Origin of the sequence: Candidatus Enterococcus wittei (assembly GCF_002140175.1) — a bacterium.
In the GTDB taxonomy this organism is placed as follows: domain Bacteria; phylum Bacillota; class Bacilli; order Lactobacillales; family Enterococcaceae; genus Enterococcus_B; species Enterococcus_B wittei.
The window spans coordinates 539,620-551,443 of record NZ_NGMO01000003.1; the positions used below are offsets into that span (position 1 = coordinate 539,620).

Annotated in this window: 8 protein-coding genes; 3 read left to right on the forward strand and 5 right to left on the reverse strand. The window is 35.7% G+C overall.

The window, feature by feature from the left end:
- Positions 1-888: 888 nt before the first annotated feature.
- The 4 genes from A5844_RS10250 to A5844_RS10265 form a co-directional block, all read right to left on the reverse strand.
- Positions 889-2,616, reverse strand: a complete 1,728-nt coding sequence (locus A5844_RS10250; protein ID WP_086285083.1) for an ABC transporter permease/substrate binding protein — start codon at positions 2,614-2,616, stop codon at positions 889-891.
- A complete protein-coding gene (locus tag A5844_RS10255) occupies positions 2,609-3,802 on the reverse strand; it encodes a quaternary amine ABC transporter ATP-binding protein (protein WP_086285084.1) in 1,194 nt (397 codons plus the stop codon). The genes A5844_RS10250 and A5844_RS10255 overlap by 8 nt, the downstream gene beginning before the upstream one ends.
- A 211-nt stretch (positions 3,803-4,013) precedes the next feature.
- Positions 4,014-4,649, reverse strand: coding sequence for a GntR family transcriptional regulator (locus A5844_RS10260; protein ID WP_086285085.1), 636 nt, complete (start codon positions 4,647-4,649; stop codon positions 4,014-4,016).
- A gap of 266 nt (positions 4,650-4,915) precedes the next feature.
- Positions 4,916-5,731 (reverse strand): GH25 family lysozyme, encoded by an 816-nt coding sequence (locus tag A5844_RS10265; RefSeq protein WP_086285086.1) that lies wholly within the window; start codon positions 5,729-5,731, stop codon positions 4,916-4,918.
- 946 nt (positions 5,732-6,677) lie between these two features.
- Between A5844_RS10265 and nrdH the strand changes: the two genes are divergently transcribed.
- The 3 genes from nrdH to nrdF all read left to right on the forward strand — a co-directional run bounded on the left by nrdH (position 6,678) and on the right by nrdF (position 10,276).
- Positions 6,678-6,902: a glutaredoxin-like protein NrdH gene (nrdH, locus tag A5844_RS10270; RefSeq protein WP_086285087.1), complete on the forward strand. Its 225-nt coding sequence runs from the start codon at positions 6,678-6,680 to the stop codon at positions 6,900-6,902.
- Between the two features lie 198 nt (positions 6,903-7,100).
- Positions 7,101-9,260 (forward strand): class 1b ribonucleoside-diphosphate reductase subunit alpha, encoded by a 2,160-nt coding sequence (nrdE, locus tag A5844_RS10275; protein ID WP_086285088.1) that lies wholly within the window; start codon positions 7,101-7,103, stop codon positions 9,258-9,260.
- 50 nt (positions 9,261-9,310) lie between these two features.
- Positions 9,311-10,276 (forward strand): class 1b ribonucleoside-diphosphate reductase subunit beta, encoded by a 966-nt coding sequence (nrdF, locus tag A5844_RS10280; protein ID WP_086285089.1) that lies wholly within the window; start codon positions 9,311-9,313, stop codon positions 10,274-10,276.
- A gap of 66 nt (positions 10,277-10,342) precedes the next feature.
- Here nrdF and ald read toward each other — a convergent pair whose 3' ends face one another.
- On the reverse strand, positions 10,343-11,443 hold the full coding sequence (ald, locus tag A5844_RS10285; protein ID WP_086285090.1) for an alanine dehydrogenase: 1,101 nt from the start codon (positions 11,441-11,443) through the stop codon (positions 10,343-10,345).
- Positions 11,444-11,824 lie beyond the last annotated feature (381 nt).

Below are 11,824 nucleotides of genomic sequence, written 5' to 3' on the forward strand. Positions count from 1 at the left end.
AAATAAGGGGAATTTATCCTATTGCTTCACTATATAATCAGTTCCACGATATGAATTTACATTCGTATCGTGGTTTTTTATAATCTATTCTTTGAGTTGATCTATTTTTTCAATTGAAAGTACTCAATTGATATAATTATCTTCTAATAAACTCGAAAGATGCTGGATGAAGTACTGGTTACTGAAATAGTTCATGTTAGTATTGTTTGCTACTTGGGTTACGATACTTATAAATATATAGAGCTCTTATACACATCTAGATGTGTATAACTTATTTACTATAACATGGATAATTAAATAATACAAGAGCTAAAGCAAAATTAATTTATATTAATAAAATAATTTATTGCTATTTATACTAATAAACAACAATATTGATATTCAAAAGATTAAAATCAAATCATTATTCCTATAATTTACTTACGATAATATAGAATGAAATGTGAATTATTAATTAGTATTCAATATCCATCTATTACAGAGAAAGGTAATTCTCTACTGAAATAAATAGATGACCCTACTACCTTTTAAATTTCAATCGAATAAAACTGTCCTATTTCCAATCACACTCAAACTTATCTGGCTTGTTACATATAGTATTGATTTTAGAAAGAAAAAACTCATACTAAGAGTTAAATGCTATTAATTTCTCTCTATATATTTATAAGTATCGTAACCCAAGTAGCAAACAATACTAACATGAACTATTTCAGTAACCAGTACTTCATCCAGCATCTTTCGAGTTTATTAGAAGATAATTATATCAATTGAGTACTTTCAATTGAAAAAATAGATCAACTCAAAGAATAGATTATAAAAAACCACGATACGAATGTAAATTCATATCGTGGAACTGATTATATAGTGAAGCAATAGGATAAATTCCCCTTATTTTTTCCAGCTTTCAACTGTTTCTTGATTTTTACTGATCCAGTCTTTTGCTGCCTGTTGAGGGTCCTTACCATTATTGATTTCTAACATGACTTCTTCCATGTCTTTCTCAGACCATGAGAAATGATCCAGTACTTCGTAAACTTCAGGTTGATCCTCTTTCAACCCAGGGCGTGCAATTGTATGGATTTCTTCTGCATCCCCCATGGCATGTTTTGGATCTTCTAAATATTTCAAATCGTATTTTGCAAACATCCAGTGAGGGGTCCAGCCTGTAATTACAATAGGTTCTTGTTTTTTGATTGCTTGTCCTAATGCGACAGTCATAGCACCAGAAGAAGAAGTTTCTACTGTCCAATCTGCAAGATTATCATATTGTTCCAATGTGTTTTCTGCTGCATTCACAACCCCTGCACCTGGTTCGATCCCAGTAATTTTCTTTCCAGCTTGATCTGTTAGATCTGCAATCGAGTCAACGTCCATATAGGTAGGAACAGCCAGCCCGACTTTTGCGCCTGTCAGATTTGCTCCTAGATCGTCTACTTTATTTTTGTACTGTGCATATTGTGAACCATGGGTGTTAGGTAACCATGCTGAAACCATCCCATCGGATTCACCTTTAGAAACAGATTCCCACATAATCGAATTATCAAGGGGGGTGATCGTTACATCATAACCCATTTCTTTTAAAACTTCTGCTACAACATTGGTAGAAGCAACTTCGGTATCCCACTCTACATATGAAAGATTGACTTTTTTCGTTTCCTTCGCAGTTGATAAACTTCCCAAACCAATAGCTCCTAAGAGAATCACTACAGCAGCGCCAATCATTATACCTTGACGTTTTCTATTCTTTTGCTTAGCTGGTACTCCAACTTTTTGTATTTTTGGTTGGTTTAAGTGTTGTGTGAAACGGTCAATGATGATTGCCAAAATAACTAACGCAACCCCATTAACAAAACCATTACCGACTTGCGCACGCTGTAAAGCAGATAGAACACCACGTCCTAAACCAGGAGCTCCGATCATTGAAGCGATAACGACCATAGAAAGAGAAAGCATAGTTGTTTGGTTGATCCCCGCCATGATCGTACTTTTAGCAAGTGGCAACTCTAGTTTCATCAATTTTTGCCAACCTGTACTACCAAACGAATCAGAGGCTTCGACCAATTCTTTTGGTACTTGACGGATCCCTAGATTCGTAAAGCGAACAGTTGGAGGTAAAGCAAAGATCACAGAGGCGAAGACCCCTGGAACCATCCCGATCCCAAAGAAAGCAACCGCTGGTATCAAATAAACAAAACCCGGCATTGTTTGCATAAAATCTAGTATTGGCTTGATGATTCCTTGTGCCTTATCACTTTTAGCCATCAAAATACCTAAAGGAACCCCAATAATAATTGAGATCAAACTAGATAATAAAACAAGCGTTACTGTACTCATCAAATCGGTCCATAACCCTTGATTGTAAATAAACCATAATCCAATCAAGGTAAATATGGTTAAACCTGGTCGTTTTTTTGAAACGAAAAAAGCAACAATTGTCAACAATAAAATAAATATAGGAGCCGGAATAATCAATAATAAATTAGTGATTCCCGACATGACGGCTTGACCGATTGTTTGTAGAAAAGAAAACAACCCAGCAAAAGTATTCGTAAACCAATCGGTGATATTTTCTACCCAATCAGCAACTGGTAATTGATAGTTTAATAAATTATTCATCAGCGCTCACCTCACTCGTTTCTGCTAAGGCTTCAATCACACTTCCGCGAATGACAACCCCTTTTAGTTTTCCATTATCCACTACCGCAAGTGGGGTTGGAGAATCATAAATAATGTTGAAAATATCACTAACAACCATATCTTTGCCAATAATCGTTACATTCTCATCCAAGAAATCAATTAATGGTCGTTTTTGTCTTCTAGCTTCTAATGCTTGATCTGCAGTGATGATCCCTTTGAGATTTCGTTTTCTATCCACTGCCATCAACATACTTACTTCTTCCTTACGCATACGCGTCAATGCCACGTTAGGTCCGTCAGATTCAATATTTGTTGTTAATGCTGGCACCATGATGTTTTGTGCAGTCAAGACTTTTGAACGATCGACTTCTCCCACAAACTCACGGACATATTCATTGGCTGGATTTGTTAGAATTTCTTCTCCTGTCCCAATCTGCATGATTTCTCCATCTTTCATCAAAGCAATTCGGTCTCCGATTCGTAATGCTTCATTTAAATCATGAGTGATAAAGATGATTGTTTTTTGAACATTGGATTGCAATTCCAACAATTCATCTTGCATCTCTCGACGGATTAATGGATCAAGTGCCGAAAAAGCTTCATCCATCAGTAAAATTTCGGGATCATTTGCTAACGCACGAGCTAACCCTACACGTTGTTGCATCCCACCTGACAACTGACTAGGATATTGGTCTTTAAATGACAATAAACTTGAATTTTCTAATGCTTGTTCAGCTTTTTGTTGACGTTCTTCTTTTGGTACACCGCGAACTTCTAATCCATATTCCGTATTCTCTAAAATCGTACGATGAGGGAATAGTCCAAAGTTCTGGAAAACCATATTGATTTTGTGACGGCGAACTTCACGAAGTTCTTCTTTACTTAATTTTGAAATATCTTCGCCATCAATATAAATATTTCCCGAAGTTGGTTCGATCAAACGATTTAATAAACGGATCAAGGTAGATTTCCCACTACCTGAAAGCCCCATAATGACGAAAATCTCCCCTTCTTGTACATCAAAACTAGCATTATATACCCCTACTGTTGCACCAGTTTTCTTTAATATTTCAGTTTTTGGTTGATGTTTCTTCATCATCTCCAAAGCGATTTGGGATTTTTTTCCAAATATTTTTGTTAAATTCTTTACTTCTACTTTTACCAAACAAATTCTCCTTTTTTATGTAAATTCATTTTTCTTTCTGAAAAAAGTGACCACACTATGTTAACACCATGTAGTCACTTTTGTCAAAACGGGGAACTTGTTTTTCCTTTTATAAAAATAAAAAAAATGGTTGAAACCTTTTCTGTAAAGGATTCAACCAATCTTAAATTTTGATGAGAAACCAAAAATATCTGATGGTTTCACAAATAATCTATTGATTTTCTGGATAGAAAAAATTTGTCATTCGTTGTAGTGTATACTCATTCCCAATAAAATGGACGGTATCCCCTACTGTAAACTTTGCATACGGCCCTGGTGATACTAATAACTCTTCTTGATGAGAAATTGCAATAACTGTCGCACCAGTGGCTTGCCAAATGTTCAACTCACTAATCGATTGATTCAAGTGAACCGCTTCTTCTGTCAAAGCTAATTCAAATGGCAGTAACGGGTTCATCTTATGTATTCTTTTTGTCTGACTAACCAGTTGATCTAATAATTGAGAGAAATGATTCAATTCCTCTTGTTGCTTTTTCACGCTTTCCATGATTTCTGCTTTTGTTTCTTGGATGGATTGTACATCCTGATATTGTAAAAGAAAATCTTTTGCTTTTTCTTTGGATGCGACAAAAGCTCCACTCCCATGGCGTACTTCCATGATCCCGAGGTCTACCAATACATTGATTGCTTTTCTCGTCGTTTCAGGGGAAGCATTATACGCACTTGCCAACGTTGATCTTGCATGAATTTTTTCGCCGATTTGATAACGATTTTCTACGATCCGTTCGGCTAAATCCACAGCAATTTGTTGATAACGTGGCCGAACTACTTTTTTCTTTTCAGTCATTTTTTTCCTCTTTCTTCTGTTTGTCAGCTACCATCTTACTATGGTCTGACAAAAGAAGCAAAAAAAGCTAGTTTATGTTTTACAAAAAGAAAAAATTTATATATTTCTCCTCCTATAATCGTTTAAAGAGACTCACAATCCAGATTCAAGTATAATCAAACATTTTTATTCTAATTTTTTACTCAACCGCTATAGTTAAACGGCTTGTTCATCCCTTTAAAAATTTTCTTTTTTACCAAATACAATTATCGAAAAGCAACGAATCATTACGTGAATTTTTTCAAATAATCTGAACTTATATCAAACTGACGAGTAGGAAACTCCGGAAAATACAGATCGCTCGCCCACTGCCAAGCTGCGGTATCCGTGTGCAAAGGATTTTTATCTGAAGGATCATATGGCCACTGTGCAACCCAGCAATTCTCTTTACCTAGTCGAGTCATATCCAAGATTCCTTCAGAAAACCAAGAAACACTAGAATAATGAACCACTGTCTGATAGCCAAATTGCTGGATCATTTCTTGAAAAACAAGGGAATTCTCGGTTACTTTTTCGATATTCATTTGTGGATTCTCACTGTCATTCACGACGACTGTTGATAAGGGTAGAGCTAACTCTCTCATATAATTCAATAAGAATTCAGCTTCACTTTTCGTATCAGTAGCTTCATTAAACCAAGCATAATGATAGATACTCACCTTTAACCCAGCATCCGTTGCATGAGCAATTTGCTCAGGAGCAAGCGGATTTTTATAAGAATCGCCTTCTGTCAACTTGATGACTACTCCTTTGATTCCATATTTTTTCATCGTTTCAAATTCTTTTACGGAAATCACTCCATTATGTGAGGAAATATCTACAAAATCTTTTGTCGGTCGTCCAGGTTCAGCTGCCGAGATCCCTGTATTTATAATAGATTTTTTGTTCAAACCTTGAGGTAGTATATTTTGGCCACCTAAAACATGTTGATTTTGTTCAGTAATTTTGGGCTTTGCTGAAAACGTTTCAGCGCTTACCTCTATATTTGAAAATATAACAAATAAAAAACACAAAACACCAATCATTTTTTTGATTCTACGCACATCGATTCACTCCTTAAAGATTATTTTAATGCAATCAACAAGTTATCTTGTCTATTTTATTTAACCAAATATATTAAGATAAAAAAAACATAAACCTGTCTCTTAAGTAATTTTTAAATAGATAGTTGTGAGAAAAGTCTTCCACACTGAGGTATAAGTCAAAAAAAATAGAAAATGGCTCCTCACAGTTTTTATTTTTTTGATTTATGACCAAAGTGTAGCTTCTTGAACACCGTTTATCTAGACTGTGAAAGATAGGTTTTGAACTGAGCAGTAGGATAAAATAGCAGAAATTTCTCCCACATCTTACGTTTTTTTAACTTACTGCCAAAGGTCACCTTCTTGAACACCGTTTATCCAGCTATGAAAGAAGCACTTGAACTGAGTAATAAAACAAGAAGTTGTAAAAATGTCAACCATTTCCAAGTATTTAGTCCTAATTTTAGAAAAAAGACTTGTAGAATTTTTTTAATCTAGTTTTCCGATTTATTTCCTGGCTTTCAATTGAATTATTTCGATATATTCTAAAAATTTTTTTAGATCCAAATGGATTATTCAATATTCATTTCACTTAAAAAAATACTGGCCTTTTTTCTTTTGTGAAATCATTTCTTTATTGTTTTTCGTTCATTCTCTTCTTTAATTAAATCATCCCAGTAATTAATAGAAAAAAATACTAATCTTTGTGAGTGATTGATCGAATATTCATTTACTACTAAAAATGAGGTTAAAAAAAATTTTTTCACTTAGTTTTCCACAGCCTCACTTCACTGAAATCCAGTTAATTCATAGCAAATACTTGTTTTCACTGTTTTTCAAAAAACACAAAACATAGTATTCCACAATTTCCACAACACTATATATAGTGTTTGTTGATTGACTTTTTTACTAATAGATTTATACTATTGATTATAGATAAAACGTAAAAGTCAGGAGGCAAATTAGAATGAACGTAAAAATATTCTCAAAAAACAATTGCATGCAATGTAAGATGGTCAAACGCTTTTTAGCTGAAAATAAAATTGACTTTGAAGAAGTAAATATCGATGAGCAACCTGAAGCAATTACTTGGTTAAAAGACCAAGGATACCAAACAGTTCCTGTTATCACATCTGATTCAGCCACAGTTATTGGTTTCAGACCTGATCAACTACGCAATTTAGCAAGCTAATCTGGGAAAAACTAATCCCGTTGAAAATAAAACAGACAGTAATCAGACAGCTTGAGGATCAAATGGATCCTTCATCTAATTGGATTTGATGGACTTGCGGAATTTATCCGTAACCTCCCCAAATCCTTTTTTAAAGCATTGAATCCCACTATATCTTGTGGTGTATCATCAAAATCAAAATGAAGGTTGGGCGTATCTATGAGTCTTAAAAATTTAAAAGATGTCAGCTACTTTAAGCTAAACAATGAAATCAATCGACCTGTAAACGGACAAATCCCTTTGCATAAAGACAAAGAAGCATTAGCTGCTTTTTTTGAAGAAAATGTCAAACCAAATACAATGACCTTTCCTACAATAATGGATAAAATCAACTATTTGATTGATAATCAATATTTAGAAGCTGAATTTATCCAATTATATAGTGGACAATTTATTGAAAAACTTTACCAATTTTTATTTAAGCAAAACTTTACCTTTAAATCATTTATGGCTGCGTATAAATTCTATTCACAATATGCCTTGAAAACAAATGACGGTTCTGCTTATTTGGAGACTTATGAAGATCGTGTCGCCTTCAATGTCCTTTACTTCGCAAATGGCGATGAAGCATTAGCTCTTGCATTAGCGGATGAAATGATTCATCAGCGCTACCAACCAGCTACTCCTTCTTTCTTAAACGCTGGACGTAAACGTCGTGGGGAATTGGTTTCTTGTTTCTTAACACAAGTCACAGATGATATGAATTCGATTGGCCGTTCCATCAACTCTGCTTTACAACTTTCACGAATCGGCGGTGGCGTTGGGATCACTCTTTCTAACTTGCGGGAAGCTGGTGCTCCGATCAAAGGTTATGAAGGTGCAGCAAGTGGCGTGGTTCCTGTGATGAAATTATTTGAAGATAGCTTTAGTTATTCAAATCAATTAGGTCAACGCCAAGGTGCCGGAGTTGTTTATCTAAACGTTTTTCACCCTGACATTTTAATGTTCCTTTCAGCTAAAAAGGAAAATGCTGATGAGAAGATCCGTGTCAAAACATTATCACTTGGTGTCATCGTTCCTGATAAATTTTATGAACTAGCTCGCAAAAACCAAGAGATGTATTTATTTAGCCCTTATAGTGTAGAAAAAGAATATGGCGTACCATTTTCTTATGTCGATATTACGGCTGAATACGACAACTTGGTAGCCAATCCGAATATTCGTAAACAAAAAATCAAAGCACGTGATTTAGAAACTGAAATCTCTAAACTACAACAAGAATCTGGTTATCCTTATATCATTAATATTGATACAGCCAACCGTGAAAATCCGGTAGATGGAAAAATCATTATGAGTAACCTGTGTTCTGAGATTTTACAAGTGCAAACACCTTCTGTTATTAATGGAAAACAAGAATATGAAGTTTTAGGAACAGATATCTCATGTAACTTAGGTTCAACTAACATCGTCAACTTAATGGACAGCCCAGATTTTGGTCATTCCGTTCGTACGATGACACGTGCCTTGACATATATCACAGATGCTTCAGATATCGATGTTGTCCCACCGATCCAAAACGGTAATCGATTAAATCATACGATCGGATTAGGTGCCATGGGACTACACACCTTCTTTGCAAAAGAGCAAATGGAGTATGGTTCTACTGATTCAATCGACTTCACAAATATTTACTTCATGTTATTGAATTATTGGACACTTGTCGAAAGCAACAATATCGCTCGTGAAAGAAAACAAGTTTTCCATAACTTTGAAAAATCAGCATATGCCAATGGTACTTACTTTGATAAATATGTGACTGGTGATTTCCAACCACAATCTGAAAAAGTAAAAGCGTTGTTTAAAGATATCTTTATCCCAACTGCTGAAGACTGGGAAAACTTGAAACAAGCAGTCATGAAAGATGGCTTATATCATCAAAATCGTCTTGCAGTTGCACCAAATGGTTCGATTTCTTATATCAACGATACAAGTGCAAGTATCCATCCGATCACTCGTATGATTGAGGAACGACAAGAAAAGAAAATCGGGAAAATCTATTACCCAGCACCTTATCTATCAAATGAAACGATTCCTTACTATACTTCTGCTTATGATATGGATATGCGTAAAGTGATCGATATTTATGCCACTGCGCAAAAACATGTGGATCAAGGGATGAGCATGACTTTGTTCATGCGTTCAGAGATTCCAGAAGGTCTTTATGAATGGAAAACGACGACAAAACAATCTACTCGTGATTTGAACATCTTAAGACACTATGCCTTCCACAAAGGAATCAAGTCGATTTATTATGTACGTACCTTCACGGATGATGCAGAAGAAATCGGCAGCAACCAATGCGAAAGCTGTGTCATTTAACTCCTATACACAATGAACTGTTACTCGATTTTTAATAAAGGAGCATCCTCATGTCAGAAACTTATTATGAAGCGATAAACTGGAATGAAATAGAAGATATCATCGATAAATCTACTTGGGAAAAACTGACCGAACAATTTTGGTTAGATACACGTATCCCCTTGTCTAATGACCTAGACGACTGGCGTACCCTTTCGCAACTAGAAAAAGATACTGTAGGTCATGTATTCGGTGGGTTGACTTTACTTGATACAGTCCAATCAGAAAGTGGGATGGATCAATTACGTAAAGATGTACGTACCCCCCATGAAGAAGCGGTATTGAACAATATCCAATTCATGGAATCTGTCCATGCAAAGAGTTATTCTTCTATTTTCAGTACCTTGAATACGAAAAAAGAAATCGAAGAAATCTTCGAATGGACAAATACAAACCCTTATTTACAGAAAAAAGCAGAGCGTATCAACGAGATCTATAAAAATGGCACACCTTTAGAAAAGAAAATCGCTAGTGTGTTTTTAGAAACATTCTTGTTCTACTCTGGTTTCTATACTCCCCTTTACTATTTAGGGAACAATAAATTAGCCAATGTCGCAGAAATCATCAAATTGATCATCCGTGATGAATCTGTTCATGGAACCTATATCGGCTATAAATTCCAATTAGGCTATAATGAGCTACCAGCAGCTGAGCAAGAAACATTAAAAGACTGGATGTATAATTTGTTATATGAATTATACGAAAATGAAGAACGTTATACCGAAGAATTATACGATCCAATTGGTTGGACGGAAGAAGTGAAAACTTTCTTACGATACAATGCGAACAAAGCATTGATGAATCTTGGGATGGATCCACTGTTTCCAGATACAGCAAATGATGTAAATCCGATCGTGATGAACGGGATCTCAACAGGAACAAGCAATCATGACTTCTTCTCCCAAGTCGGTAACGGCTACCTATTAGGAAATGTCGAAGCAATGCAAGATGAAGATTACTTGATTGGATTAGAATAATCGATATTTAAAACAGAAAAAAAGAGCTGAGGTTTTTCAGCTCTTTTTTGTTGTTCGAACAATTTATTAGATCAGCTCGTCCAATGACTCAGCTGTTCGATCAAAGACCTCTCCTACTTTGGCACAAGTCAGTTTTCCTTTATAGGTACTCACTCCTGGCAAGAGTTCAGGATAATATTGTACTGCTTTTTCAAGACTTTGAGAGGCTAGGCATTTTACGTAATCTAAAGTGACATTGGTCAATGCTAAGGTTGACGTTTGCGGTACCAAACCTGGCATATTGGCAACCGAATAATGGATTACGCCATGCTTCACAAAAGTCGGATTGTCATGGGTAGTGGGGTGACTGGTCTCAAAACATCCTCCCTGATCAATAGCAATATCTACTAAGACTGTTCCATCTTTCATTTTCTTCACTAATTGCTCGGTCACTAGATGAGGGGCTTTTTTCCCTGGTAATAGAACAGAACCAATGACAATATCACTAGCTAATGTGGCCATCTCGATATTAGATGGACTTGAATACAATGTTTTCACTTGACCATTAAATAGTTCAGACAATTCACGTAATCGTGCGACATTATTATCTAGGACCGTCACATCTGCTCCTATGCCATGTAAATAGTAGGCCGCATTGACACCAGCGACTCCACCACCTAAGACGACTGCTTGAACAGGAAGTACGCCTGTAACACCTGAAATCAATTTACCACTTTGTTTGGCTAAAATTTCCGCTCCTAAAAGCCCTCCTAAACGACCTGCCACTTCACTCATTGGCGCAAGTAATGGAAATGTCCCATTTTTCGTGACCATTTCATAGGCAATAGCCGTTGTTTTTGCTTCAATCAGCGCTTCTGTTAATTCAAGATTGGCAGCTAGATGTAGATACGTAAAAATTGTTAAATCTTCTCTAAAATAGCGATATTCTGAATTCAACGGTTCTTTTACTTTGATCACTAAATCAGCTGTCCAAACTGCTTGTGCGTCTGTTTTGATTTGTGCCCCAGATGCACGGTACTGGTCATCTGAAAAACCAGACCCCTGCCCCGCTCCTGTTTCTACATATACTTTATGACCCAACTTGATTAACTCTTCTACCCCAGCTGGTGTCAGTCCGACCCGTTTTTCAGAATTTTTGATTTCTTTTGGTACACCGATTACTGTCATACAACTATCTCCTTTCAGTTTCACTTCCTTTTCACTTATCAGGAAGTGAATGTTAACGTTATTTTTATTCCCCTATAAATCAATTATAGTATGGAACAAATGAAAAAGACATCAGTACCCCTTTCCCATTCACTTTTTCTAAATCACTCTAAATAAAAAAGGAACAAGTGAAGACAGCCTAACTTGCTTCACTTGTTCCATAGGATGAAGAAAAGTAGCTGATCCTTCTTAAAAAAGCATAAAGTGTACTTCTACTCTTCAATATTTTAGGAAAAATCTCAAAAAATATCGAAAGTGAGCTTCGATAATCCCCTCATTGCTCTGATCAAAACGCCGCTATTATAACATGTTATTCTAATCAACTTAAGTGTAGAGATCGGC

Excerpts from the sequence above, each read along its gene's own strand:
- A5844_RS10250 (WP_086285083.1), bottom strand. The coding sequence starts at position 2,616 with ATGAATAATTTATTAAACTATCAATTACCAGTTGCTGATTGGGTAGAA.
- A5844_RS10260 (WP_086285085.1), bottom strand. The coding sequence starts at position 4,649 with ATGACTGAAAAGAAAAAAGTAGTTCGGCCACGTTATCAACAAATTGCT.
- nrdH (WP_086285087.1), top strand. The coding sequence starts at position 6,678 with ATGAACGTAAAAATATTCTCAAAAAACAATTGCATGCAATGTAAGATG.
- nrdE (WP_086285088.1), top strand. The coding sequence starts at position 7,101 with ATGAGTCTTAAAAATTTAAAAGATGTCAGCTACTTTAAGCTAAACAAT.
- nrdF (WP_086285089.1), top strand. The coding sequence starts at position 9,311 with ATGTCAGAAACTTATTATGAAGCGATAAACTGGAATGAAATAGAAGAT.
- ald (WP_086285090.1), bottom strand. The coding sequence starts at position 11,443 with ATGACAGTAATCGGTGTACCAAAAGAAATCAAAAATTCTGAAAAACGG.